The sequence below is a fragment of the Brevibacillus borstelensis genome (genome assembly GCF_036700025.1).
In the GTDB taxonomy this organism is placed as follows: domain Bacteria; phylum Bacillota; class Bacilli; order Brevibacillales; family Brevibacillaceae; genus Brevibacillus; species Brevibacillus borstelensis.
Window position 1 is genome coordinate 2,966,234 of record NZ_CP144922.1, and the last position, 25,213, is coordinate 2,991,446.

Sequence of the window (25,213 nt, forward strand, 5' to 3'; positions counted from 1 at the left end):
TAGCATGCGTTATTTACTCATCTGCCTGCTGGCCGTGGCATGTGTTTTTTCCACCACCGCGGTACAGCAGGTCAAGGCCCAGGAGGGATCTGCCGTCTTGTCGCCGGAACAAATTAGCGGGGAATCTGCTATCTTGATCGATGCAAAGACCGGTCAGGTTTTGTTCGAAAAAAATTCCCACGCCAAGCTGTATCCGGCAAGCATCACCAAGATCGCAACCGGAATTTACGCAATCGAGAATGGAAATCCGGATGACATCGTGACTGTTTCGAAAAGAGCTCGCTGGGAGGAAGGCACGCGTGTCTACCTTGCAGAAGGAGAGCAAGTAACGCTAAAAAAGCTGGAGTACGGACTGTTGATGAACTCCGGTAATGACGCGGCAACAGCGATCGCCGAACATTTGAGCGGTACCGTAGAGCAATTTGCCGAACGATTGAATGCCTATCTTGTCGAAAAAGTGGGCATTGAGGAAACCCACTTTACAAATGCCCATGGCTTGCATGATCCGAATCACTATACGACAGCAGCCGATATGGCAAAAATTGCCCAATACGCCATGCAGAATCCGATTTTCCGAGAAATCGTCGCAACAGAGCGGTTGCCATGGGACGGTCTGGAATGGCAAACGGTTTTGGTCAACCATAACAAGCTGCTCCGAAATTATGAGGGAGCTACCGGAATCAAAAACGGGTTTACCGACCAGGCACGCAATACCCTTGTCGGCTCGGCCAAACGGGGAGACACAGAATTTATCGCGGTTACGATGAAAGCGGGCTCGAGCAACCTTTCCTACAAGGATGTTACTGCCATGCTGGACTATGGCTTCGCTCATTTTGAGACAAAGCAAATCGCCCATGCTGGACAGGCCTTTACACGCGCTAAGCAGAGTATACAGCAGACTTCGCAGGAAGAAGCGCCGACCTATACGGCCGATTCCGATTTATATGCGACTGTCCCCTTGGGAACAACCCCCGAGACCGAGGTAACTGCTGATGGCCAGCTAATTGTCAGGGCTGGGGAGCTCTCGCGTACCTATGCCTTGAAACGAAAAGAGGAGCCGCGTGTAGCAGCCGCTGCAAGCAAAGAAGAACCGGAGAGCGTGCCAACCGGTCCTCGATACGGAATCCTGTTTACCTGGCTTGGACTTAATCTTTTTCTGGTTACCTATACGGTAGCCCGTGCGAGAAAGCGTCGACGTCAGCGTATGCGCCAAATCCCAAGAAATTGGTCTCGCATGCAATAAAATAATTGCAGGTGTCAAAGCCGTCCCTTCTATGACAGGGACGGCTCAGCCTGTAGACAAAGTTCCGTAAGGAACAGGGTCTGCAGGCTTTTTTGTTGAATATAGAACATGTTACGTTTTCAAAAGTTATTTTTTAGAGGTGGCATTATGCTTAATAAGCAAGAGGCCGAAGGGCGTTATCAGATATCTGCATTCTCGCTAGATGAGTTGGTGCCAGAAGATCATCTCGTAAGAAAAATTGAAAATGCAATCGACTTTTCGTTCATCTATGACTTGGTGGAAAGCCTTTACTGTCATGACAATGGCAGACCCAGTGTTGACCCTGTAGTCTTAGTTAAAATTGCTTTCATCCAATATATTTTTGGAATTCGTTCCATGCGACAAACGATTAAAGAGATCGAAACCAATGTTGCCTATCGGTGGTTTATTGGCTATGATTTCAGTCAGCCCATTCCCCATTTCACGACCCTAGGCAAGAACTATGTTCGCCGTTTTCGGGATACTCAACTCTTCGAGTCGATCTTCCTTCGAATATTGGAGGAGGCGGTTCATCATGGATTCGTGAAGCCTGATGTGCTTTTCATTGATGCTACGCATGTAAAAGCCAGTGCGAATAAGCATAAATACGTGAAAGAAATCGTTGAAGAACAAGCGAAGAAATATCAAGAGCTGCTGGACGAAGAAATCAATCAGGATCGTATTGCACATGGAAAGAAGCCCCTTGAAAAAAAGACAGAAACTTCGAAGAAGGAGGTGAAAGTCAGCACAACTGACCCGGATTGCGGATTGTTTGTAAAAGGGGAAAAGGAACGTGTATTTGCTTATAGTTTTCATACAGCATGTGATCGAAATGGATTTGTGCTTGGTGCCAAGGTAACGCCAGGCAATGTGCATGACAGTCAGGTTTTTGAGGATGTTTTGAATCAAGTGCGAAAGACGTTTGCACAGCCTCAAGCTGTGGCAGTGGATTCGGGATACAAGACGCCTTACATCAGTAAAACACTCCTTGATGACCAGATTCGCCCCGTTATGCCCTACACAAGACCACGCACCAAAGAAGGTTTTTTTAAAAAGCACGAATATGTGTATGATGAATATTTCGACTGCTACATCTGCCCGAACGAGCAAATCTTAACATATGAGACAACAAACAAGGATGGGTACCGTATCTATCGATCAAATTCTCAAGTTTGCCGAAGTTGTCCGTTCTTGAAACAATGCACGGAAAGTAAAGACTACACAAAGAGAGTGAGTCGCCACATCTGGGCTGATTACCTCGAAGAGGTAGACCACCTCCGGCATACCGAGGAAAACAAACAAATCTATAGCAAACGGAAAGAAACGATTGAACGTGTATTCGCTGATATGAAGGAAAAGCATGGCATGCGTTGGACGACCTTACGAGGACTGGAGAAGGTCACGATGCAGGCGATGCTTGTTTTCGCTGCCATGAACTTGAAAAAAATGGCGACCTGGCTATGGAAATCAGGTCGCCAAAAGGTGAACGATCAAAACACCTTCGGTATTTTCATCAAATTATTAAACAAACTCCCTCTGCTGTTCGTTCAGCGAGGGAGTTTGTCTGCAACCTGAGCCGTCCCTTCTATGACAGGGACGGCTTATTGGCATTGGTTAGAAAAAGAATTACATACGTAATGATCACAAACAAATACTGATAGAAAACGAAGAGTGGAAGTCAAGGAGTCAGGGGATAACAGCCGTGTCCATACTCGCGTGACCAACGTATGGTAAAAAGAAACCATCTTACCGGAAAGGGGGAAACGCGATGGACGACGATTTATCTGTCGCACCAAAAGTGTCGGTTATTATTCCTGCTCGCAATGAAGGCAAACGCATCGTCCGCGTCATCGAGGAAGTAAAAAAGGTATCCCCCTCGATTGAAATTCTTGTTGTATCAAACGGCACAACAGATGGAACTACAAAGCTTGCGTTTCATTCAGGTGCTCGTGTAATCGAAGGATATCAATCATTAGGATATGATGTAGGACGTGCGGTAGGTGCTTACTTTGCCAGAGGGGAAGTCTTGCTGTTTATCGACGCTGACTTCGTCATCCCTGCTCAAAAGCTGCGCGTTTACATCAATGCCATTCAGGCTGGCTGGGATATCGCCTTAAATGCATACTCCGGCTTCTGCACCAAGCGAAACATGCATCCAACCTCGCTCGCCAAGCGTCTCTTGAACCATATTACGGGCAGGCCGGACCTCGTCGGCAGTTCTTTGACCACCGTTCCACATGCCATGAGCCGAAAAGCAGTGAATCGGATCGGCTGGGAGGAGCTAGCTGTCCCACCGAAAGCACAGGTAAAGGCAATTCTCGAGGGACTGTCTATTACTCGTGTTTGTCCGATTAATACGGCCAAGGTCAATAAACGACGGACCGGACGAACGGAAAATGTAAAGGAACTGGTACTTGGAGACCACGCTGAGGCGATCGCGTACTTTATAAAAGCAAGGGGAGTTCGAGCGGGATTTCATGACCTGGATCGAAACCGCCAGTTGTTGAATGTTCCCGGACATCTTCATTTGCGTTCGGTCATGCACAAAGAGACGGCGCGAATAGAAGGGGGAGAAGGGCGTGATCATCTACAAACCTAAGAGAAAAGGCCAGGTAACGAAAAGAAAAGCCATGGTCAAAACCGGGAAGAGACCAGCTAAAAAGAAAGCGGCCCGAAGAAAAAGGCTCCCTTTGCTGGACAGCCTGCAAACAAGGCAAAACATGCAACGACTCTCGGTCATCATACCGGTTCGGGACGAGGAGCGGACGATCGGCAAAGTGCTCAAGCAAGTGGTGCGTTTGAGACCAAAGGAAATTATTGTGATTGCAAATGGCAGTCGGGACAGAACGATACAGATTGCGACCACATACAATGTCACTTGCCTTTCCTATCCGTTTCCATTGGGACACGATGTTGGGCGAGCGATCGGGTGTTTTTCGCAAGTCAAAAATACAGAGAATCGCTGCGGATTTGTGCATAGGCACGGCCAACGCTGAAGATTATGACGATCTCACTCCGGATAGCGCATTTCGTAGCCGGTAGCTCTCGCCGGTGAAAGCCAGGACGTGTGCGTGGTGAACGAGTCGGTCCACGAGCGCTGCTGTCAGTCTGGCATCTCCAAACACCGTGTTCCACTGGCCAAACTCAAGGTTAGAGGTGACAATCACACTCCTTTGCTCATAGCATTCGGAGATGACGTTAAACAGTAGTTCAGCTCCGTCTTTGTGAAAGGGCACAAACCCCATTTCGTCGAGGATGAGTAACTCAGCCTTCTGCAACTCCCGCTGAAAACGGCTAAGCGTCCCGGATTGGTACTTGTCCTGTAACGCGGCCACAAGGTCATGCACCCGAAAGAATCGTACCTCGTACCCTCGTCGGCAAGCCTCCACGCCTAGTGCCGTTGCCAGGTGGGTCTTGCCTGTTCCCACTTTGCCCAGCATCATCACGTTCTCTTTCCGCTCGAGAAATGCCAGATCCGTTAGGAGCTCACGACTGCAATGCGCTGGGAAGGTGACTGCTCCGAAATCATAATCCTCTAGTGTCTTCATCTGTGGAAACCGGGCTTTCTTCATGAGTCTGCGAATCCTGGATATCTCTCGGCCCCGCAGTTCCACTTGGAGGACTTCAAGCAGGTATTGCGAGCGGTCATTGAACGCAATCGCCTCGTACGCTTCCATCACATACCCCAAGTGGAGGTTCTTGCATGCAGTAACCAATTCGTGTTTCATGCTCTGCTCACCCCCAGAATGGCGTCATATTGCCTGAGGTCCGGTGTGTGCCCGTGAATCTCCATCGGTGTATGAGCCTCCGCAAACGGCTTAGGGTGAAACTCAGGATGTTTCATCGCATATAGCGCATGCTCAAGGACTGTGTCAGGATCGAAATGCCCAGCCAGTGTATCGAGTGCAGCACCCATGTCGGACATCTGGTGTGTATCTAACAATCGACGAATCAGAGCCACACGAGATTTCCTCAGATCGATATCCTCCACTTGCACGAATCTGCGGACGGAAGCAGGCATGAACCTCGCCAGATCGGAGTACATCACCATCCTTGGCTTTCTCAGGTAACCCTCAAACACATCTGTCCACTCAATCGGGATTGCCTTTTCCGTGTACGGGCGAGGCAACGTCCCCAGGTGTCGGTACTCTCCGTCGCCCGACAAAACCTCGATCTCGTCCCATTTCACCTTGAGCAATACGGGATCTAGCGCACGGCACTGCGGTAGTGGATATGTGGTTGTTTCAAACCGGAGTTCCCTATATTTGTTCAAGCGGGCCGGTTCAAGCCTGAAAACCTCAAACGCAACGGTTGGCATAGCCAAAAGCTTCTTCCGTTCTTGCTCCCACAAGTCGACGATACGCTCTTTCTTGGCATAGTGTGGACGATCCATGTCTGCCTCTGCTGCCTGGGCCAAGTATGTCTCAAGGTCAGCATCCGTTTCGCAAATCGGTGGTGGTACGAGCCAATTACGCCGACTGTACCCCACCTTGTTCTCCACATGCCCCTTTTCGTGACCACGATAGGGATTACAGAATTCTGGGTCGAACCGGTAGTGGGTAGCAAACCGCAGGAACTGATCGGTGCATGACCGCTTTCCATCACGGCCAATCGAGACCACCGCCGCCGACAAGTTGTCGAACCAGATTTTCCTCGGAACGCCTCCCATCCGTTCAAAGATGCGCTTCATTGCCTCCAGAAAACACTCTGTGTTCTCCTTTCGAACCGGAAAGGCGAAGGCCGCATTGCTAAACGGGAAGGACATAATCAGCACTTTGCGCTCCACGAGTTGACCTGGTTGCCCAACATAGGCTGTACCAAAATCAACCTGTGCCTCGCCGCCGGGGTGTTCGAGTCGTTCATAGCTTTCGGCACGTTCCAGCTTGAGTTCTTTTCGGCGTTTGGCTACATATTCTTCAACAGTGCGTCGTCCGCCCTCAAACCTGTATTCATCACGCAGACGATCAAAGATTCGCTTCGCGGTATAACGCTGTTTGCGGGGCAACGCCTGCTCCTCCGTTAACCAAGTATCAATGATGTCAAGATACGGACCGAGAACGGGATATCGTCTCTTGCGCCGACAAACGGGTTCATTCCAATCGTCCTTTGTGGCGTATTTCTTGGCTGTCCTCCAATTGACTCCCATGGCTCTCGCAATCTCCGAGATTGAATAATCCTCATTCTCGTACAAAAATTTGATATACTGTTGCTGTGGCACTTTCAACATTCCTCTCACATCTCCCTGGTTCTTCTGGACAAAGACCAAGGTAGACTTAATAGAGTGATGTTGGCAAGTGCCTATTTATTTTTCCGCCTTGTAAAACGCAGGCTAGCTCTGCATTTTTACGCTGCGATTTTCTGTACTTTTATTATGCGATATACATCGGGGCCAAGGAAGCAAGCGGAGACGTGCTGTTGTTTCTTGATGGAGATATCGTGATTCCAGCTGAACGTCTCCAAAGATTTGTCAAAGCTTGCTACCTCGGAGCGGATATATCGCTGAATAACGTAAACCGATTTTTTAATAATACGGCAAGAATTGACGCTGTGAGCATGGCCAAATCATATTTGAATCGCCTGCTGCTGCGCCCTGATCTCGGTTTTTCCTCGATGACGGCAGTGCCTCATGCGATGAAACGATCTGTGGCGGCCTGGCTTGGGTATGACAGCCTGATGGTTCCCCCTTTGGCCCAAGCAAAGGCGATTTTGCAGGGAATGCGGGTCGTACAATCAGCTAGTGTGGATGTCTTGCGGACGAATCGGAAGAGAATCATCAATCAGAAGACGAACAATCTGGTGAAGGATCTGATTTTGGGCGATCATATGGAAGCTCTTTCCTTTTTGCAGTCCATGAAATCAGAGAGAGTGTTTTTTTTCGATCAGCTAAGAAGGAGACACATCTTTGGACATATAGGAAGAACGGCAAAGCTTGCTTCGAATCACTTCGTTCTTCCAAACGATGTCTAGGAACATAGAAAACCGTTGCCATCCTTTAAGATGACAACGGTTTTTGTTCTGTTTACAACTGGCTGCCAGTTGTTCGTTATCGTTGCCGTCAGACTTGGCTTACCCGTTTAATTGTTTGTGAGCCTGGCTCAGACTGCTTGTGAATGCTGGGTCAGGTATCTGATAGTCAGACGGCAGATCACTTACTACCATGGACCATAAGCCAGGGTCGAACAATTGCTCCCGGTTTTGATAGAAAATAGACTCGATTCGCTGTGTATCGACACTTTGGGAGTGAATTTCTTCCGATAGAGGTGCAGGTGCGTTTATAACATCCGCTTCGATGGCAGGAAGGATTGGCGCAGTTGGGATGGGGGTCACCTCCGGAACGGTTGGGGGTGCTGGAAAAGCAAGTGTTCGCCTTGTCCATGCGGTTCGACGCTTTCGTGTTTTGGTCATGATACGGTTCGACCTGCGGGGACCTCTCATGAGCCCTGCTTGTTTATTTCCTGCACGGCGAAGTGGACGTTGCCTTGTTTTGGCGGCTGAACCGGAAATAGACGGTTTTCGTTCCCGCATGGCTTTCTGGACGGTGGACAGTGCCAAACGGTACGGGACATTCTTTGCTTGCTGCATGGATATCGGAATGCCTCTTTTTAGTAGAATCTGCCGGTATGCTGCATACACTTTATCATTTTTGCTGGGGGTGGACCTATGAACCGATCTTGCTATCGTTTGCGGGCGCCTTCCCCTGTTCATTTTTGTGGACGGACCTCTCACTGCAGCGCCGCGATAAACCAGGGGGGCTTTCCGTTTTCGGCTGACGGGTCGAGATGAGCTCCTAAGCTTTTTTATGGCCATATCTTACTTCCTCACCTTCTCTAGTGCTGACAAATAAATCCCCATCGTATTTTTCAAGAGAGTAGACAGAGACCAGCGGTGCAATCCCCATCGATGTCCTTGAACTGCCACTTGCTTTGCAAGAGTGGGATGCGAGAGGACATAGTTGAGCTTGGAAGCGAGGTCATCGCTATTGCTCGAGGCGAAGATAAAGCCGGTCTTTTTATGGGAGACCATTTCCGGGATACCGCCTGCATTCGAAGCTACGACGAGCTTTCCAGCTACCTGTGCCTCCATGATGGAAAATGGGTGGTTGTCCTGTACAGAGGGAAGAACCAATATGTCACTTTGCCTAAGAAGCTGAGGAACATCGTCACGATCCCCGAAGAAATGGACCACGTCGGTTATGCCCAGGGAGCTTGCAAGAGACACCATTTCACTGTACAGGGGTCCGTTGCCGATCAGCCAGCAGACGAAGTCATTTCTTTTTTGTTTCAGCCTATAAATGGCTTCCAATAGATATCTGTGTCCTTTGACAGGGACGAGTCTGGCGGGGCAGATCAAGACGGTTTTTCCACTCTCAACCATCGGAACATAGGAGGACGGGGGAGCGTTGTATTTTCTCAAAAATTGCTGGATGTCCATGCCGTAGGGAACGGTGTGCAGGAGTTTAGGAGGTACACCATAGTCCGGCTCGCTCAGCTTCCGCTTTAGCCAGGAAGTCGGAACCATGGTTTTGGTGGCGGAGGTCGCTCCATAGTACTCTTCCTTGCAGACATACTTCCACGGAAGCGATTGTTTGCTGGTCACGTCCCCTGAGAGCATATGTTCGGTAGCCAAAAGACCGTGAATTGTGGCAACCAGAGGAACATTCGGTGGTTTTACCCTCGATAACGCACGTGTCGAGATAATGTCCTGCGTATGGATCAGATCGTACTGCTTCAAGTTGAATGAAATGGCTGCCAATTCAAAAGAGTACCGTTCAATCTCCCGCCAGCGGATCCAATCATCTACGTACGGCTGAGACGTTTCGAAGTACTTCAGTACATTGTCGTACACGACCTGCTTGATTTTTGCTTTCGTCAAGTACCGCCCTGAGTGGACAATGTAGTATTTCTGCATATCCGGGTGGTGGGCGAGTACATCGACCTGGTGACCTGCCGCCATCAGTTCTTTTCGGAGCACATTGACGTAGGTATTGACTCCTCCGACGTGCGGCAGATACCAGTACGTTGCGATGAGGATACGCACCTATGAATCTCTCCTTTTCTGTATCATCGCATACCGGCTCACTATGATATATGTCAAGCCACGGCTAAGCGGAAGAGGATGTTCAACTATTTTTTCGTGATATTCCACTACTCTTTCAAAAGATAGTATATCCGACCATATCGAAAGTATAGTCGTTCACATAACCTAAGATAGCCGTATACGAAGGGAGGAAACCTGGTTGACCGTGGACAAAGAAAATACGACACCTGTCGTAGCCATTATCGGGTTGGGGTATGTCGGGTTACCTCTTGCCATGCTGTTTGCTTCCAAACGGGTGTCTGTCATCGGAATAGACGTAGACACAGAAAAAATAGAAATGCTCCATTCAGGAAAAAGCTATTTGACCGACATACATGATCGTGAGGTTGCCGCATTGTTTGACACAGGTTGTTTTTCAGCGACCGATGATTTCTCGAAAATCCGTTCCGCCGAGGCTATCATCCTGTGTGTGCCTACACCGCTGCGCGATCATTCGTATCCAGATCTCAGCTATGTTCAGGCCGCAGCCAACTCACTAGTTCCGCATTTGCATGATGGACACTTGGTCGTGCTAGAAAGCTCCACATTTCCCGGAACGACAGAAGAAGTACTGCTGCCGATATTTTCTCGGAGCGGGTTGCAGGTAGGGAAAGACTTCTATCTCGGTTATTCGCCGGAGCGGATTGATCCTGGAAACAAACAGTATTCATTAGAAGATATACCAAAGGTAATCAGCGGGATATCGCCAAACTGCCTGCAAAAGGTGAAAGAGGTGTACGGTCTCGCTTTTCGTCATCTCATATCTGTCACCACACCGAAAGCAGCAGAAATGACGAAGCTTCTGGAGAACTGCCAACGGTTCGTAAATATCTCCTTCATGAATGAGTTCGCAATGATCTGCGCTGAAATGGGGATAGACGTGTGGGAGGTGATAGAGGCAGCAAAAACGAAGCCCTACGGTTTTACTGCTTACTATCCCGGTCCTGGCATCGGCGGACACTGCATCCCGGTCGATCCGCTCTATCTGCAGTGGAAAGCAAAGCAGTACGACATGGAAACACGTTTTATCCACCTCTCAAAAGTGATCAATGACCAGATGCCAGACTACATCATCAGCAGGATCATCAAGGCCATGGGAAACAAAAAACCCGTGAAGCAGCAGCGAATTCTGCTTCTTGGCTTGACCTACAAAAAGGACGTCAACGATACACGTGAATCGCCTGCACTGGCCATCTATGAAAAATTGGACAGTATGGAGCTGAGTGTCTGCTACCATGATCCGCTGGTGCCCCAAGTGAAGGTCAACGGAAGAGAAGCGAAGAGTGTGGAGCTCTCCCCGGAAAGTCTGTCAGCCTTTGATTGTGTCGTACTGCTGACCGATCATACAGGGCTGCCTTACGAGATGATCGGGAAACACGCTAGACTGCTCTTTGATACCCGAAGAGTCTTTACCGAACAGCAAGATAATCTCATTTTACTCTAGGGAGGAGATTCAGCGTGAAAATTCTGGTGACGGGGGGAGCCGGCTTCATTGGCTCCCATTTAGTAGAGCGCTTATTACGCGAGCAGCACGAAGTGTGGGCGCTGGATGACCTGTCGACCGGCAAGCGAGCCTTTGTGACTCCCTTACAAGCACATCCGCACATGCACTTTGTACAGGGCAGTGTACTGGACCGGGACCTGTTGCAAGAGTTGATGAAAAAAGTGGATGCCGTTTATCATCTGGCAGCGGTATTAGGTGTAAAAAATACTGTCGAGAATCCTTTGAAGGTGATCGAGGGAAATATTGATGGAACCAAGCTCGTTTTGGAGGCAGCGTTCCCGGATCGAAAAAAAGTGATCTTCGCCTCCACGTCCGAGGTGTATGGCAAGAATGCGGCGGTTCCCTTCCGCGAAGACGATGATCGGATACTCGGTTCCACAGCTACGCATCGCTGGTGCTATTCAACAGCCAAGGCTTTGGATGAGCATCTTTGTTTGGCTTACGCGTCACTGGGCTTGCCCGTCACGATTCTGCGGTATTTCAACACGTACGGGCCGAGGGCGACGTCTTCTGCATACGGCGGTGTGATTCCGCGATTCGTTACTGCCGCTATCAAGGGGGAACCGCTCTACGTCTATGGGACAGGGGAACAGACCCGCTGCTTTACCTTTATCCAGGATACTGTCGAAGGAACCTTCCAGGCATTGCAGCCACATGCCAATGGACGCGTTATCAATATTGGCAATGATCAACCGATGACGATTATGGAAACGGCCAAATTGGTTGTTCAGCTCGCCAACTCGACTTCGCCGATCATCACCCTCTCCTATGAAGAAGCGTACGGTCCCGGATATGAAGACATGCAAAGACGACAGCCGGATCTGCAGCGTGCCAAAGAGGTATTGAACTACAGTCCGCAGGTTTCTTTGACGGAGGGACTGAAGCTTACCATCGACTGGTACCGGGAGCATCTGCAGGTAACAGGAAGTGACTCCTGATGCGGGTATTAGTGACGGGCGGAGCGGGATTTATTGGCTCGCATATCGTCGAATTGCTAGTAGAGCGCGGGCATGACGTGACGGTAGTGGATAACCTCTCTACAGGGGACCGCTCCCGTCTTTCCCGTGATGTACTGTTGGTCGAGAAGGATATCCGCGAACATGACCTCGTCGATCTTTTCCGGTCTGTTCGTCCGGAAGCAGTGATTCATCAGGCTGCACAGGTAGACGTCGCGAAGTCTATGTCAGAACCGCTCTCAGACGGTACTGTCAACGTCATGGGGACCCTGAATGTCGTGGATGCGGCCGTCAAGTGCGGTGCGGAAAAGATCGTGTTTGCTTCTTCCTGCGCTGTCTACGGGGAGACACAGGAGGAAAAGATAAAGGAGACACATCCGATTCAGCCAATCTCCCTTTATGGCGCATCCAAATGGCTTAGCGAGTGGTATCTTCACTGGTACTCCCGGTTTCACGCGATCGACGTAAGCGTACTCCGCTATTCCAACGTCTACGGTCCTCGCCAAGGCGTAAAGGGGGAGGGAGGCGTCGTTTCGATTTTTACACAGCAGCTACTGGCAGGCAAAACACCGGTTATATTTGGAGATGGAAAGCAAACTCGTGATTTTGTCTACGTCAAAGATGTGGCAATGGCCAATGTACAGGCGTTGTCGTCTGGCTCCGGGACTATTTGCAACATCAGTACAGGCGTAACGACAACGGTTCAGAGGCTTTGCGAGCTACTGCAGATCGCCACGGGCAAACGAGGCAAGATCGACTATCAGGCAGAGAGGTCTGGCGACATCCGCCACAGCTGCCTGGACAACGAAAAGGCAAGAGAAGCTCTGAACTGGAAGCCTGTAACGACGCTTCGGCAGGGACTCGAGGAAACGGTCGCGTTCTTTGCCAATGAAAAGGAAATAGGAAAATAAAGCGGTACACGCCAGTCAATTTTCCATGCTGCCACGATGGAGGTTCATGGAAAATCGGCAAAGGAGATAACGGCAAGACTGTCTTTGCCGGATTGGAAAAAGCAAAAACAGAGCTTGGCTTTGTCATTTCATGGGATGAAACTGAGGTCCGCAGCTCTGTTTTTCATTTCTCTTTTCCTTCCGTTTATAGTACGATAACCTAGAAGGAAAATATGTACATAGAAAAGGGGCAGATTACATGAGCGTCCACATTGGAGCGAAACCAAACGACATTGCAGAAACCATTTTGTTGCCGGGCGATCCCCTGCGAGCCAAATACATAGCTGAAAACTTCCTGGAAGATGCGGTCTGCTATAATACTGTACGCAACATGCTCGGTTTTACCGGTACGTACAAAGGACAACGCGTATCTGTGCAGGGGACAGGCATGGGTGTGCCGTCCATCTCCATTTACATTCATGAACTGATGGAGTCGTATGGCGTACAAAACTTGATCCGCGTCGGCACTTGCGGTGCCATTCAAGAAGACATCAAAGTACGTGATGTTATCATCGCCATGTCTTCTTCCACAGATTCCCAAGTGAATCGTCTGCGATTCAACCAGGTCGACTTTGCTCCGACTGCCGACTTCGATCTGCTGCACAAAGCTTATCAGGCGGCGGTAGGGCGCGATCTGTCGGTAAAAGTGGGAAGTGTATTCACGAGCGATACTTTCTATCAGGAAAGCCTTGATTTGTACAAAAAACTGGCGAGTTATCAGGTCCTGGCAGTAGAGATGGAGACTACAGCTCTCTATACGCTTGCTGCTCAATTCAAGCGCAAAGCGCTCTCGATCCTGACCGTGAGCGACCATATCCTGACCGGAGAGGCTACCTCCGCGGATGAGCGCCAAACAACGTTCAATACCATGATCGAAGTCGCTCTGGAAGCCGCTACCCAGAAATAAGCTGACGATCGGTTGATGACCTGTACATTTTCGGATCATCGGAGTGCAGCTCATCATCGTTTGTCACGCCCGCAGCATGCATTCGCTGCGGGCGTTTCGTTTTTTGCGGAACGACGATCAATTTAGCTCAATCGGTTCTATCGCGGGTTTGCCTGATCTGTTTCCACTTTGAAATGACCAACACCGTTATAACAATCAGAGCCAAAAGGGAAAAGACGTATAGTCCATAGCGATGGATGTACGCCTTGATCAGATACCACTTTTCTCCCAGTCCAAAGCCCAACAAGAGAAATGTAGTGCTCCAGATAAAGGCTCCGCAGTAGGCAAATGGGGCAAATCTGCGGAATTCCATGCCCGACATTCCCGCCATATAGGCTGTCAGATGCCTGACACCAGGAATGAAGTATCCGACAAGCAGCAAATAAGGGCCGAATGTTTGAAACAACCCGTTTGTGCGTTCGATCCTTTTATCCGTGATATGTAATTTGGGCCCTACTTTCCTTAAAAAAGGGAGTCCCAGCTTGTTGCCGATAAAGTAACTGACCGTGATGCCGGTTGAAGCGCCAGCACATGCACTTAGCAGAGAAAGCAGGAAGTGCAGGCTTCCTTGAAAGACGTTGTAGCCGATATAGGTTAACAGGATTTCATCGGGGATAGGCAATCCGACGATACCAAGAGCCAATGCAAGAAAGATTCCGGCATAGCCAAAGTGTATGATGAACCAGTTCAAGTGATGTTCCATTGCAAACCCTCGAATCAAAAGAATAGGTGGTTGCGGAAATGAGGCTGTAGAGCGGAGCGCATAGGGCCAATTGTTATTATCAGCAAGTTGTTGCAAGTTTAGACCGTTGGGTTTTAGGAGGCAGGGAAGGGGAACAGGGAGAAACAGAGTGCCAGCGGTCGGGCACTCTTTGAGCGGTTATTTTTTTGTATTTTGCTGGAGATACTTCGCCAGGTTGTTTAAGGTATCTTCATATGTCCGTTGCGCCGGAGCAGCCGTTGGTTGGGGTTGATTGGTCAACAGTTTCATCTGATGTGCCTCCGAATAATTCAATTTAGTTATCTTTAAGTTTAGTATAAGTGAAATTACAGAAAATGTAAATACTGTTTTTCGAATTTTTTGATTTTATTGTTGCCTATAGGAAATGCTGACTTCCAAGATGTCTATTTTAATAATACGATGAGATCTTTCGTCTGAATGCAATCGGTACTCGGGAGATGATCAGGAAAATCATCCGGAATATGGCTGCGGTTGTGTTTTAGTGAGAGCTTTTTACGGACTGATTGGTGACCTTAAAGCATGGAACCAAGTATGAAACTGAAAGCCATCGGTTCAATCCGGGTCTCATGTAGATTCGATTTGATAAAGGAACTTCATGGCCGCTACGGACATTGCACGTGTTTTTCTCATTTAGTTTTGACCGTGTGCTGTTTGAGTAGTTTTTATAACGATCACTCTTTATAACGAATAAATGATACATTTTGATGTTATGACTATCCGGTAGGGCCGTATATTCGCATAAATATTTTGAGTCCGATAATATATATTATGTAAACTGATAAAAACGAAGCTGAATATACCTATTGGACCTTGGTTCAGATGTCTGTTGAAGGAAATATTACTCCATTGGTATGTTAAAGCTTTTGTACCTAACTGCATATCACCAGAATGACAAAATGGTCCGTATCGATAATGTAAAATAAGGAGTAGCAAGAAGTAGCAATACCATGGTCCAGAAAGTAATTACACGTTTAACTTTGGGAGTCAGTCCTGGGCTTTGGGAGGAGACTGTTTTTTATGCGTAGGACGACCAATTATCAACGATTATGCCAGGTAGATGATTCTCTTAAGTAGATAATCATATTAAGTACCATCAGTTAGATCAAGGGAATGGCAGCAAGGAAAAATCTAATCGATCTGCGGGACAATAAAGTGTCTACCCAAAAAACTCAAAATTGTTGACAGACCCCGTTCGTTCGGAATTATTTCCTTGAATCACGCCGCTGTCTATACTCTTCTCGTGCCCTTACCCAAATTGAAACTAATTCGGCAAAGTACTTTGTTTCGATGGTTGACTCAAATTCCTCACCCGTAATTGAAAAACCTCCTGCCCTTATGGTTTGTAAAACCGGTAGCTGTCTGTCGTAATTCTGCCATCTCTATCGAGCCGCAATTCAATCTTAATTCCACTAGATCAAAGGGGCTGCATCGAATCCTTAAAGTTCGTCCCCCGATAGAGAGGAAGTTTATCATTTTTGTTTTCATTCGCTTTCAGTTCATGAAATATCAATTTCATGAACTGAATATAAATTATTAAAAACCCCTATATTTTATGGTTGAATTTTCATAAGAACAGTACTTTCAGACTATTAAGTATATTATCTGTATTAATTCATATACTCGGTTACTCGGTGTTTGCTATTCGATCTACATTCTGATTTCCCACTCTACATAGTTCCGGGTCGACGCTCTTCTTGCTCTTATAAAATCACTTCTTTGAGTTGCGATTTTTTCTATGCTCGTTTAGGGCGTCCATCCAAATCGTAAGCAGTTCGGCAAAATGTTTAGTCTCTATGAACGACTCTAACTCCTCACCAGTGTCAATACCCGCTTCCAGTTGCGCCTCAACGTATGAATTATAGATTCGGGTATCATCTTTTCTTATTTCGGAGCTGTATAAATTTCCAGTACCATCTGATACTTCCTCTTTCCCAGATACCACTCGTTGTATCCTGTCTAAGATTACGTCCTTCGCGAGGTCCGATAGAATCTCGATCTCTAAAAATTCTTCTACCAACAATAAGTGATCAGGCAAGCGGATTCGCAGCTTATCCGCTTTATCATCAAAAACAATTTCGTAAGGGATCATAGGGATCCTCCTAGATTATGGTCCAAATATAAAGCTGTTTGATTGAATCAAGCGGCTTCGCTAAATTACGTTAATCGGAATTCCCCTCAAGGTCAATGATTTAAGAGTGTAGTACATCAATTTTTGCAGAAATATTGCTTCTTGTCACCGCCGGGATATAATTGACCCAGGTTCGCCGGAAAGAAAATGACCCACCCATAGCGAATATATCCCCTTCGTAATTAACGGCCAAGTTAATCTTCGGAGGGAGACACATGCTAAGGAGTGGGATAGTGATATCGTTACATACCATGAGGGCAGAAGGCAAGAGTATTCGTGAAATTGCCCGTCTAACGGGGCATTCTCGAAATACAGTTCGCCGATATCTCCGGGGTGAATTCTCCCCCGAAAAGGGAACCCGTAAATCTCGTGGTTCCAAGCTTGATCCGTATAAACCGTTCCTGCAGGAACGTCTTCAAGAAGGTATCTATAACTGCGAGGTTTTATTCGATCTTCTACGAGAAAAGGGGTATACCGGGGGACGTACCATCTTGAAAGACTATGTGAAGGACTTCCGTCCTCCCAAACAAGTTCCCGCTGTTCTTCGTTACGAGACGAAACCTGGTGAATATGCACAGGTCGACTGGGGACTGTGTGATTACGTAGATTTGGACGGTACAGTCCGAAAAGTGCCGGTATTTGTCATGGTATTGGGGTACTCTCGTTCCACCTATATAGAGTTCACTAAGCGTTGTGACATTCACAGCTTTCTTCGTTGCTTGATTCATGCTTTTGAATATTTTGGGGGCATCCCAAAGGTAATGCTGACCGACCAGATGAAAACCGTCGTACTGGGCATGGGAGATGATCGAAAACCTCGCTGGCATCCGCTTTTTGCCGACTTTGCTGCAGCGATTGGGCTTGTTCCAAAAGTATGCAAAGTTCGACGCCCCGAAACAAAGGGAAAAGTGGAACGAGGCGTTCAATACGTAAAAAACAACTTTCTTCCTGGCAAACGCTTCGTTGATTTACAGGATCTCAATCAACAAGCCCTACACTGGTGCGAGCGGATTAACCGCCGTATTCATGGAACAACCGGCGAACGTCCCATCGACCGACTCCGTGAGGAAAATCTGTCGCCTATCCCTTCAGCTGAACGATGGGAAAAATACTTGCATGAACCGAGACAGGTCAGCCGAGACGGATTTGTTAGCTACGATGGTGTACGATATGGGGTTCCATGGAGGTACAGTGGACGTGAGGGTACCGTGCGAGAAGTGAATGGGTGGGTGGAAATCTGGGCCGACGGCACATGTATTGCTCGACACCAAAAGGTCTATCGATCCCGTGCAACTGTTTTTTGTGAAAACCAGTATGCAGGTCTTACGACTGCTCAAGGATATGCCTATCCACGTCCGCAAGCCCGACAGATTTCATCGCAGCAAGTGGAAGTGCGTTCGCTGGATGTCTATGAGCAGCTGACGGGGGTGGGAGCATGATTGAACTGGAACAGGCACGGCTACGTCTTGAGGAACTTGGGCTTCAGCAAGCGGCTCTACTCTTGGATGCCCATTTGGAAGCGGCAAGTCATGGACAGCCCACCTATCTGTCCTTTCTCAACATGCTTCTAGATGCAGAGATAGCGGAACGTCAAAAACGGAATATGGAGGTACGCACCAAACTCGCACACTTGCCTTACCGAAAAACGCTGGAGGAGTTCGATTTTGCTTTCCAACCCAGCATTGACGAACGGTTGATTCGAGAGCTGGCCACGATGACTTTTGTAACCCGACACGAGAATGTCTTGTTCTTAGGGCCTCCCGGAGTAGGAAAAAGTCATCTGGCGGTGGCGTTGGCTGTAGAAGCCATCTCGCAAGGGATATCCGTTTACTTTGTCAGTCTCTCGCAACTCATCGAAGATCTGCGAAAAGCTTACACGGAAAACAGGCTGGATAAACGCCTACGCATCTATATTCGACCAAAGCTCCTGATTATTGACGAAATTGGTTACTTACCGTTTGACAGTTTGGCAGCTAACCTCTTTTTCCAGGTAGTAAGTGCAAGATACGAGAGAGGGAGTATTCTGTTGACCAGCAACAAGAGTTTCGGTGAATGGGGGGAACTGATGGGCGATCCGATACTTGCTACGGCTATCCTGGATCGGCTCTTACACCATTCCCACATCGTCAATATTAGGGGGAATAGTTACCGACTTCGTGAGAAGATGAGGACTGGAGCCTACGGCTCCCCCTCTACCACCTAACCAACAAAAAATCGCCGGGTGGGTCAATTCTAAACGGGCGATGGTGGGTCAAAATAAAGTCGGCGTTGACACTTCTTAGTATTGGCAATGTTTTGGTTAGAAAGTCGTCCTTTTTTTCAGTGAAACCAATACAATGATCGTACTCCTCTGTCTCATCAACAGTTACATAATATTCTTCTTGAAAGAGAACGTTGGAATATTGTTCAAAACGATTCCCCTTTTTCAGTGTTACACATCGAAAGAGAAAATCGATTCCAATGGCTTTTTTTATGTCTTGTTTCTCATTGGCGTAAAACCATATTAATTTTGGGGGAGTGTTATTTGGACCATCCCAATGGGGAATAGATTCTTCCCAAGGCAATGCCCAATTGGAATTGGTAAATATTTGCCTTTTAAGAATAAAATCCTTATCAGACTCATGAATGAAATCAATATTTCTTTCATAGAAGGAAAACAATAATTGTTCGTCTTCGCGAAGAAAGCATTTTAAAATATCAGCAATTCCATCGATCGATTCGTTATGCGCTAGTAGTCCATAGCCTGGTTTAAATTGTACCTGCATTTCTTTCATCCCCTAATCAACATCGAAATTATAGTATCTCCTGCCGTTTTACCTGTTTGAGGGTCACTATACTGGAATTGCTGGCTCTTTTTGTATTTCCACTCTAATAAAATGCTCTCTAATTTTTTCCCGGTTGAAAACCTTGTTCTCCTTAACTGAAACACCCACTTTTCATCAAAACGGAGCTTGTCCATCCGATGCCGAAACCAGATCAGAATGCACTGCTGTTCCCCTCGGGAATCCGCTCGTCTTTGCTCGCTTAGTCATCCTCTGTTATTCGATACATTCTTCTTCTTTCCTTTTGACATATAAGAAAGCCGGTTGCACCCTTAGCCTGGTGACAACCGACTTTTTTATGTCATAAACGCTTTCCCTTTGTCATTTCGAGTTTTTCTGGCCCTACCCTATCTCGGTCTTGTTGCTTTTTCGAGACATTGCAAGATAATAGGCATACTCAATCGGCCGTCGGTGGACGATCGCGGTTAAACGGTCGTGATCAAAGTCCTCGTAAGTGTTTTGATGATCGGACACTCGTTTTTGGATGGTGTCGTACCAGAATAAGTTTTATGTTCCACCAGCTCCAATATGGCTTTAAACTTGTTCAAACGTTCAATGTTCTCATCAATTTCACGGATCTTTGCGGTTGCAAAATGGTACATTTCTTCGATAGGAAAATAGTCTTCTGTCTTGTAAATGGACAAGTGCTTCTTGGCTTGCTTTATGCCCAAATAAACTCTATCATAGATAAGTGAAGTCCATTATAAGAGGTGTCTTATGAAATTTTCACAAGCAACCGACTACGCTCTCCATGCGATGTTATATCTCATGGCTGAAACGCCAGACAAACCTGTGAGTGTTCAGATTCTAGCCGAGAAACTGGGTGTTTCCCAGACCTATCTTTCAAAAATGCTGACCAAACTGGTTAAAGCAGGGCTTATCACCTCCGTATCAGGCGCGAATGGCGGATACCGACTCAAACGCAACCGAGACGAGATTTCCTTTCTGGATGTTATCCATGCGATCGAAGGAACATCTTCTCTATTTGAATGCAGCTTTAATCATGGCAGCGAGTGCCTGATTCAGCAGGTGGTAATTGACGCCGAGCGGCAAATGGAGCAGGCCCTGAAAAACAAAAAAATTTCTGACCTGGTTAAACAGTTGAAAGGCTAGCAAAGATGCATATTACTTGTCCATGACAGAGCGTAAAGCGATTTGGTTCTTACACAGCCGATAATCGCTCCCACTACACACGCGGAAGATGCTGTCCTGCACAAAAAGGCAGCCAAAAATGGCCGCCTTGTCTATCGTTCGGTTTAGGATCGCTTTCGATTGTGTACCTTTTCAATCATCGTTTATTTCATCTGCGTGTACCATAAAGCCGCCTTCTCGACCTCGGATTGGGTCAAGCGGTGGCCAAAGCTTTCCCAATGAATCTCGACAACGGCACCAGCGAGTTCCAAGCTTTCGGCCAATTCCTTCGTCTCTTCCGGTTTGCAAATCGGGTCGTTTGTACCTGCTCCGATAAAGACCGGAGTACCCGACAAATCGGGCAACTCGATTCCGCGCCGAGGAACCATGGGATGAAATAAAATGGCGCCCTTTAATGCAGCTGCGTAGTGATAAAGAAGACTGCCCGCGATGTTTGCCCCGTTGGAATACCCCACGGCAATCACATGGTCGCGGTCGAAACCGTAGTTGCGCGCAGCTTCATCGAGAAAATCGTACAGCTCCTTCGTCCGGAAAACAAGGTCCTGTTCATCGAAAATCCCTTCAGCGATTCTTCGAAAAAATCGCGGCATCCCATTCTCCATTACATTTCCCCGCACCCCCAAAATCGAGGAGGTATCGTCAATCATTCCGGCTACCGGCAATAAGTCCGTCTCATCGCCTCCTGTGCCGTGCAACAAAAGCAGCGTCGGCTTGCTTGCATCTTTTCCCTCTTGAAAAATATGCTTCATGCTTGTTCCTCCTTCACTTCCCGCACGGCAATCGGCATGAGAAGATCTTCGATGATGCCCCGTTTTGGCTCGAGCCATTCAGGCAGCATGAGCTGTGCTCCCATGATGTCGGCCGGCTCGTCGCGATCAAAGCCAGGCGGGTCCGTCGCGATTTCGAACAGCAAGCCCCCTGTTTCACGGAAATAGATCGCGTTGAAATATTGGCGATCCACAATTTTGGTAGGGGAAAAACCGTGCTTCGCTACATGTTTTTGCCATTCTTGATGCTCCTCGAAATCCTTGGCCCGCCAGGCAATGTGGTGAACGGTACCTACCCCCATCTGGCCTTGGGGAATGTCTGTCAGTTTGATATCGATGACATTGCCAAGATCGCCTTTGGCCCGAAATCTTACGTAATCCCCTTCCTCGCCGACTTTCTCCAGGCCCATGACCCGCTCAAGCAAATCCGCGGTTTGCTGAGGAGCTGCACTGTACAGGATCGCGCCCCCAAACCCCTTGATCGCTTCTTGCTTCCGGATGCCATTGAATTCCCACTGGCTTTCGGGGCCTTCTTTGCGAGCGACAATCTCCAGCAAAAGACCATGAGGATCCGTAAACTGAAGGTAATCCTCACCGAATCGCTGTTCTCTTTTGACAGCAATATGAAAGGCAGAGAGCCGTTTTTCCCAGAAATCCAAGGCGTTCTCGGGAACAACGAAGGTCGTCACGCCGACTTGACCGGTGCCGATCTGTCCCGGGTAGGCTTCCGGCCAGGGAAAGAACGTCATAATGGTTCCCGGATGACCTCCCTTGTTTCCAAAATACAAATGATAGGTTCCGGGATCATCAAAATTTACCGTCTTTTTGACTAAGCGCAAGCCCAGAATACCTGCGTAAAAATCCACGTTTTCTTGCGGGTTTCCCACGATTGCAGTGATATGGTGAATACCTGCTGTTGTTTGATTGCCCATTGGTAAAACTCCTTTCAGATGAATTCATCACCAGTATTTCTCACACCATTCATCCATATATCTCGATTTTGAGATAATTGTTTAAAAAATGATTGGGCTTATAAAGATCGGCCCATGTTTGGAAAAGAACCAGGTTTTCTTTCCTAAGCGAGAAATATCTTGATTTTATATATTTTTAATTTGAGATTATTTTAAACCGAATTAGGCTGCTTGTCAAATCTTACATCCACTTTTACCTGTGTGAAAATCTTTGTTCTGTCAGCAGGTTGTGGGCCTAAAAAGTGCTTATGGCCCAGTCAATTGCTTTCAAACGAAGATTCAACCGGTTCCAGAGCCAAAACCGATTTGCAAGTAAGCAAAAGTGGCTATCGTGGATGGTCTCAATTGCAAGAGCAACCCCTGATAGCCATTTTTCCATGCGGCAGTTTTCAAGTCTGATTAGCGATGTGGAATTCTTCAAGCAAGAGTTCTTCTGTTTGCGGGATCGAGAGGCCGAGGTGCCAGCACCCTCCCCCTGTTAATTTGTATTCTTTAATCAAACGGTATTTTGCCAGGAGACTGCGGGGATCCTCGAACCATACCTCGTGGAGCGCACCCTGCTCATCTACATAACGGAACCATGGCGAAGAAGCTGCTTCGTCGTAATGAATCTGGCTTTCTTTGGTCATATAGATTTCGATGGCTCGCTGTACGGAATAAGCCGTCCCTTTTTTCGTGTCTCCCGATATCGTCCAGTCATATGCATAATTGGGCACACCAAGCATCAATTTGGAACGCGGGACGACGGATACGGCATAATCCAAAGTTGCCCGTACCCTGTTTATTGGCGCAATCGGGCCGGACGGGCCTCCGGGCCAATGCCAATCATAGGTCATCAGGAAGATTTTATCGACGTATTTGCCAAGTGTTTTATAATCGTATGCCGCTGCATAGGAAGGATTTTTGTCTCCCTCCAAAGGCGGGACGGCGATGAGAACTTCCATATTCGAAGGGTGAAGTTTATTGGCCAATTCCTTTATAAATTTATTCAGGTAGCGACGATCTTTTGGATACACTCGTTCAAAATCGATGATAACCCCTTTGTAATGATTGTAGTGTAAAAGAGAGTGGATGTTGTTGATCAATTTTTTACGCAGCTTGTCTGTACTCATCAATCGATGAGTAAGATCCGGATCGAAGCCCTTTGGACTGATGTTCGTAATTGTTGCATAAGGCGGCTTGTTTTTCTTCCATGCCAGTTTCGCATGATTGTCCTGCTGAACGTTTGGTTCAGCTTGCAAATTCCCTTCATAGTCCGGCCGATACTCAAAAATGAACACACTTGAAATCGTTTTTTGATAATAGTTTAGAATCCATTCGTTGAAGTTTTTATTTTTCGGTATAAGAAACGGCCCTGTCCATAGCGTTGTTTTTGGCGGACGAGGGATTTGTAATTTCTGTCCCGGGACAAGAACCGCATTTTTCAAATGATTGCTTTTCATTAACACTTCTTCGGTAAGGGAATGACGCTTGGCAATCTCCCAGAGGCTATCGCCGGGTTGAACAATATAAGTCGATCCCGGAAGCAAAAGCGCCTGTCCAAGCACAAGACGGGCATTTCTCGCCAATCCGTTTAGCCTGGTAATCTCTCTCGCAGCCACTTTGTATTGCTGACTGATCTTGGTCAAGCTATCTCCATATCGCACTTCATGAATTACCTGTGCATGACCGGTTACTGGCATTGCAAACAGACAGATGATTACCCCTACGGTGATGAAAAAATGTTTGATCATGTTGTTGATTCCCCCGCTTTTCCCTTAAATAAGCAGTTATACACCTTTAATATTGGCGTAACGGATTTCTTTAATCTGGGAAGATGAGGGAATGATTGCCTGCCGATAAATGAGCCTCATCCCAGCCGTAATCCTGAGATGCAAGAGTTCTGTTTTGTTGCGATGAGCGCTCTCCTTGCCAAAAGAGCTCTGATAGGGTACAATTCCCAAAAGGAAACGCATAGGAGGAATACGCATGCACCCAAAGAAAGTCCCCCGTTAAGACCGTGGCCCTCCATTCATGTGCTCGTATCAACCCATCACAAAACAAAGGGAGATGCACGGAAATGAACATGAATGGACCTGTTGCCATTTCGAGAAGGGAAAGACTTCAAATCTGCGAGGAAATTGCTGCGAGACTGCATGAGGTTTTCGGAGAAAAAATCGCAGCGATCGGGGTCTACGGCTCGGTTTCCCGAGGGACAGACGGCCCTTTTTCGGATATTGAGATGTTTTGCGTGCTGAAGGAGTCAAGTGAACCAGTGGACTACAGCTATGAATGGTCGACAGGACCGTGGAAAGCTGAAGTTAATGTCTTGAGTGCGGATGTGCTGTTAAAAAACGCTTCTACAGTAGAAGGTCAATGGCCTTTGACCCATGGACCCTTCTTTTCCCCGCTCAGTCTGTATGATCCTGATGGTTTTTTTTCGACCCTCAGAAAAGCGGCTGAATCGCCGGCCAGGGAAGACTTCAAAAATGCAATCAATGAAGTCCTCGTTGGTGAAATGTGCGAATTCATTGGAAAGCTTAGAAATGCAAGTCGAAACGGGCCGCATACGTATTTGCCCTATTTGGCCATGCAATTTGCCGAATCCGGGGCCATGCTGATCGGCTTGCACAATCAAAGGCTTTTCTCGACGGGCTCTATGGTGCTTCCCGAATCGCTGCAACTGCCAAATCGTCCTGCAGGGTTCGACGATGTAGCCAGGTTGGTTATGTCCGGGGATTTGGCGGAACCAGCGAAGGTCGTTTCGGTGTGTGAAGCTTTCTGGAGCGGCCTTGTAGACTGGGCAGGTGAACACGGCTATGTATTGATTTCGAAGCGAATTCCTTTTTGAAATGGCAAATTGCCAATGCCAGTACGGCTGATTCGTGGATGAGATGGTGTTGTAGCGGCTCCATTTTGCACGTATCAATCATGGACCGAAACGATAAGACAGGCAGCA

At 47.6% G+C, this 25,213-nt stretch carries 22 protein-coding genes; 13 read left to right on the forward strand and 9 right to left on the reverse strand.

Annotated features, from left to right (window positions below):
• Window positions 1-4 precede the first annotated feature (4 nt).
• The 4 genes from V5G20_RS14060 (at window position 5) to V5G20_RS14075 (ending at window position 4,257) form a co-directional block, all read left to right on the forward strand.
• Complete coding sequence (locus tag V5G20_RS14060) at window positions 5-1,243, forward strand: D-alanyl-D-alanine carboxypeptidase family protein (RefSeq protein WP_003390408.1); 1,239 nt, start codon at window positions 5-7, stop codon at window positions 1,241-1,243.
• Window positions 1,244-1,390: 147 nt separating this feature from the next.
• Complete coding sequence (locus V5G20_RS14065) at window positions 1,391-2,836, forward strand: IS1182 family transposase (protein WP_024985259.1); 1,446 nt, start codon at window positions 1,391-1,393, stop codon at window positions 2,834-2,836.
• Window positions 2,837-3,029: 193 nt separating this feature from the next.
• Entirely contained in the window at window positions 3,030-3,860 is an 831-nt protein-coding gene (locus tag V5G20_RS14070) for a glycosyltransferase family 2 protein (RefSeq protein WP_003390407.1), read from the forward strand.
• Entirely contained in the window at window positions 3,841-4,257 is a 417-nt protein-coding gene (locus V5G20_RS14075) for a glycosyltransferase (protein ID WP_338460961.1), read from the forward strand. The genes V5G20_RS14070 and V5G20_RS14075 overlap by 20 nt, the downstream gene beginning before the upstream one ends.
• Before the next feature lie 3 nt (window positions 4,258-4,260).
• On the opposite strand, the gene istB (V5G20_RS14080) is transcribed toward V5G20_RS14075, so the two are convergent.
• Both istB (V5G20_RS14080) and istA (V5G20_RS14085) read right to left on the reverse strand, forming a co-directional pair.
• A complete protein-coding gene (gene istB, locus V5G20_RS14080; RefSeq protein ID WP_122906949.1) occupies window positions 4,261-4,989 on the reverse strand; it encodes an IS21-like element helper ATPase IstB in 729 nt (242 codons plus the stop codon).
• Complete coding sequence (gene istA, locus V5G20_RS14085) at window positions 4,986-6,488, reverse strand: IS21 family transposase (protein WP_122906950.1); 1,503 nt, start codon at window positions 6,486-6,488, stop codon at window positions 4,986-4,988. The genes istB (V5G20_RS14080) and istA (V5G20_RS14085) overlap by 4 nt, the downstream gene beginning before the upstream one ends.
• 182 nt (window positions 6,489-6,670) lie before the next feature.
• On the opposite strand from istA (V5G20_RS14085), the gene V5G20_RS14090 reads away from it, so the two are divergent.
• Window positions 6,671-7,228 (forward strand): hypothetical protein, encoded by a 558-nt coding sequence (locus V5G20_RS14090; RefSeq protein WP_338460967.1) that lies wholly within the window; start codon window positions 6,671-6,673, stop codon window positions 7,226-7,228.
• Window positions 7,229-8,071: 843 nt separating this feature from the next.
• On the opposite strand, the gene V5G20_RS14095 is transcribed toward V5G20_RS14090, so the two are convergent.
• Window positions 8,072-9,298 carry a glycosyltransferase family 4 protein gene (locus V5G20_RS14095; protein ID WP_003390404.1) on the reverse strand — a complete coding sequence of 409 codons (1,227 nt, stop codon included), beginning with the start codon at window positions 9,296-9,298 and terminating at the stop codon, window positions 8,072-8,074.
• Between the two features lie 199 nt (window positions 9,299-9,497).
• Between V5G20_RS14095 and V5G20_RS14100 the strand changes: the two genes are divergently transcribed.
• From V5G20_RS14100 to deoD, 4 genes are all read left to right on the forward strand, one after another.
• Window positions 9,498-10,781, forward strand: coding sequence for a nucleotide sugar dehydrogenase (locus V5G20_RS14100; RefSeq protein ID WP_338460969.1), 1,284 nt, complete (start codon window positions 9,498-9,500; stop codon window positions 10,779-10,781).
• Window positions 10,782-10,795: 14 nt separating this feature from the next.
• Complete coding sequence (locus V5G20_RS14105) at window positions 10,796-11,779, forward strand: NAD-dependent epimerase/dehydratase family protein (RefSeq protein ID WP_003390402.1); 984 nt, start codon at window positions 10,796-10,798, stop codon at window positions 11,777-11,779.
• Complete coding sequence (locus V5G20_RS14110) at window positions 11,779-12,708, forward strand: GDP-mannose 4,6-dehydratase (protein ID WP_122958837.1); 930 nt, start codon at window positions 11,779-11,781, stop codon at window positions 12,706-12,708. The genes V5G20_RS14105 and V5G20_RS14110 overlap by 1 nt, the downstream gene beginning before the upstream one ends.
• A 238-nt stretch (window positions 12,709-12,946) precedes the next feature.
• Window positions 12,947-13,654: a purine-nucleoside phosphorylase gene (gene deoD / locus V5G20_RS14115; protein WP_003390400.1), complete on the forward strand. Its 708-nt coding sequence runs from the start codon at window positions 12,947-12,949 to the stop codon at window positions 13,652-13,654.
• Between the two features lie 127 nt (window positions 13,655-13,781).
• Here deoD and V5G20_RS14120 read toward each other — a convergent pair whose 3' ends face one another.
• Both V5G20_RS14120 and V5G20_RS14125 read right to left on the reverse strand, forming a co-directional pair.
• Entirely contained in the window at window positions 13,782-14,396 is a 615-nt protein-coding gene (locus V5G20_RS14120) for a DedA family protein (RefSeq protein ID WP_170208399.1), read from the reverse strand.
• A gap of 1,747 nt (window positions 14,397-16,143) precedes the next feature.
• Window positions 16,144-16,524, reverse strand: coding sequence for a hypothetical protein (locus V5G20_RS14125; protein ID WP_031933607.1), 381 nt, complete (start codon window positions 16,522-16,524; stop codon window positions 16,144-16,146).
• A 254-nt stretch (window positions 16,525-16,778) separates the two neighbouring features.
• Between V5G20_RS14125 and istA (V5G20_RS14130) the strand changes: the two genes are divergently transcribed.
• Together istA (V5G20_RS14130) and istB (V5G20_RS14135) are read left to right on the forward strand one after the other, a co-directional pair.
• Complete coding sequence (gene istA, locus V5G20_RS14130; RefSeq protein WP_008409807.1) at window positions 16,779-18,002, forward strand: IS21 family transposase; 1,224 nt, start codon at window positions 16,779-16,781, stop codon at window positions 18,000-18,002.
• Window positions 17,999-18,766: an IS21-like element helper ATPase IstB gene (gene istB, locus V5G20_RS14135; RefSeq protein WP_008409491.1), complete on the forward strand. Its 768-nt coding sequence runs from the start codon at window positions 17,999-18,001 to the stop codon at window positions 18,764-18,766. Before istA (V5G20_RS14130) ends, istB (V5G20_RS14135) begins: the two co-directional genes overlap by 4 nt.
• On the opposite strand, the gene V5G20_RS14140 is transcribed toward istB (V5G20_RS14135), so the two are convergent.
• A complete protein-coding gene (locus V5G20_RS14140; protein ID WP_338460979.1) occupies window positions 18,756-19,328 on the reverse strand; it encodes a hypothetical protein in 573 nt (190 codons plus the stop codon). The genes istB (V5G20_RS14135) and V5G20_RS14140 overlap by 11 nt on opposite strands.
• Before the next feature lie 774 nt (window positions 19,329-20,102).
• Between V5G20_RS14140 and V5G20_RS14145 the strand changes: the two genes are divergently transcribed.
• Window positions 20,103-20,498 (forward strand): RrF2 family transcriptional regulator, encoded by a 396-nt coding sequence (locus tag V5G20_RS14145; protein WP_003390388.1) that lies wholly within the window; start codon window positions 20,103-20,105, stop codon window positions 20,496-20,498.
• A gap of 182 nt (window positions 20,499-20,680) precedes the next feature.
• Here the strand turns inward: V5G20_RS14145 and V5G20_RS14150 are convergent, their stop codons facing one another.
• From V5G20_RS14150 to V5G20_RS14160, 3 genes are all read right to left on the reverse strand, one after another.
• Window positions 20,681-21,286 carry an alpha/beta hydrolase gene (locus V5G20_RS14150; RefSeq protein ID WP_338460981.1) on the reverse strand — a complete coding sequence of 202 codons (606 nt, stop codon included), beginning with the start codon at window positions 21,284-21,286 and terminating at the stop codon, window positions 20,681-20,683.
• Window positions 21,283-22,236 (reverse strand): ring-cleaving dioxygenase, encoded by a 954-nt coding sequence (locus V5G20_RS14155; RefSeq protein WP_003390386.1) that lies wholly within the window; start codon window positions 22,234-22,236, stop codon window positions 21,283-21,285. Before V5G20_RS14155 ends, V5G20_RS14150 begins: the two co-directional genes overlap by 4 nt.
• A gap of 428 nt (window positions 22,237-22,664) precedes the next feature.
• Window positions 22,665-24,008, reverse strand: a complete 1,344-nt coding sequence (locus V5G20_RS14160) for a glycosyl hydrolase family 18 protein (RefSeq protein WP_003390385.1) — start codon at window positions 24,006-24,008, stop codon at window positions 22,665-22,667.
• Window positions 24,009-24,334: 326 nt separating this feature from the next.
• Here V5G20_RS14160 and V5G20_RS14165 point away from each other — a divergent pair, with 326 nt between their 5' ends.
• Window positions 24,335-25,105, forward strand: a complete 771-nt coding sequence (locus V5G20_RS14165) for an ANT(4')-I family aminoglycoside nucleotidyltransferase (RefSeq protein ID WP_031933004.1) — start codon at window positions 24,335-24,337, stop codon at window positions 25,103-25,105.
• Window positions 25,106-25,213 lie beyond the last annotated feature (108 nt).

Bases quoted from the DNA above. Each gene is read 5' to 3' on its own strand.
- V5G20_RS14060 (WP_003390408.1), top strand. From the start codon at position 5: ATGCGTTATTTACTCATCTGCCTGCTGGCCGTGGCATGTGTTTTTTCC.
- V5G20_RS14065 (WP_024985259.1), top strand. From the start codon at position 1,391: ATGCTTAATAAGCAAGAGGCCGAAGGGCGTTATCAGATATCTGCATTC.
- V5G20_RS14070 (WP_003390407.1), top strand. From the start codon at position 3,030: ATGGACGACGATTTATCTGTCGCACCAAAAGTGTCGGTTATTATTCCT.
- istB (WP_122906949.1), bottom strand. From the start codon at position 4,989: ATGAAACACGAATTGGTTACTGCATGCAAGAACCTCCACTTGGGGTAT.
- istA (WP_122906950.1), bottom strand. From the start codon at position 6,488: ATGTTGAAAGTGCCACAGCAACAGTATATCAAATTTTTGTACGAGAAT.
- V5G20_RS14110 (WP_122958837.1), top strand. From the start codon at position 11,779: ATGCGGGTATTAGTGACGGGCGGAGCGGGATTTATTGGCTCGCATATC.
- deoD (WP_003390400.1), top strand. From the start codon at position 12,947: ATGAGCGTCCACATTGGAGCGAAACCAAACGACATTGCAGAAACCATT.
- V5G20_RS14120 (WP_170208399.1), bottom strand. From the start codon at position 14,396: ATGGAACATCACTTGAACTGGTTCATCATACACTTTGGCTATGCCGGA.
- V5G20_RS14125 (WP_031933607.1), bottom strand. From the start codon at position 16,524: ATGATCCCTTACGAAATTGTTTTTGATGATAAAGCGGATAAGCTGCGA.
- istA (WP_008409807.1), top strand. From the start codon at position 16,779: ATGCTAAGGAGTGGGATAGTGATATCGTTACATACCATGAGGGCAGAA.
- istB (WP_008409491.1), top strand. From the start codon at position 17,999: ATGATTGAACTGGAACAGGCACGGCTACGTCTTGAGGAACTTGGGCTT.
- V5G20_RS14140 (WP_338460979.1), bottom strand. From the start codon at position 19,328: ATGCAGGTACAATTTAAACCAGGCTATGGACTACTAGCGCATAACGAA.
- V5G20_RS14145 (WP_003390388.1), top strand. From the start codon at position 20,103: ATGAAATTTTCACAAGCAACCGACTACGCTCTCCATGCGATGTTATAT.
- V5G20_RS14150 (WP_338460981.1), bottom strand. From the start codon at position 21,286: ATGAAGCATATTTTTCAAGAGGGAAAAGATGCAAGCAAGCCGACGCTG.
- V5G20_RS14155 (WP_003390386.1), bottom strand. From the start codon at position 22,236: ATGGGCAATCAAACAACAGCAGGTATTCACCATATCACTGCAATCGTG.
- V5G20_RS14160 (WP_003390385.1), bottom strand. From the start codon at position 24,008: ATGATCAAACATTTTTTCATCACCGTAGGGGTAATCATCTGTCTGTTT.
- V5G20_RS14165 (WP_031933004.1), top strand. From the start codon at position 24,335: ATGAACATGAATGGACCTGTTGCCATTTCGAGAAGGGAAAGACTTCAA.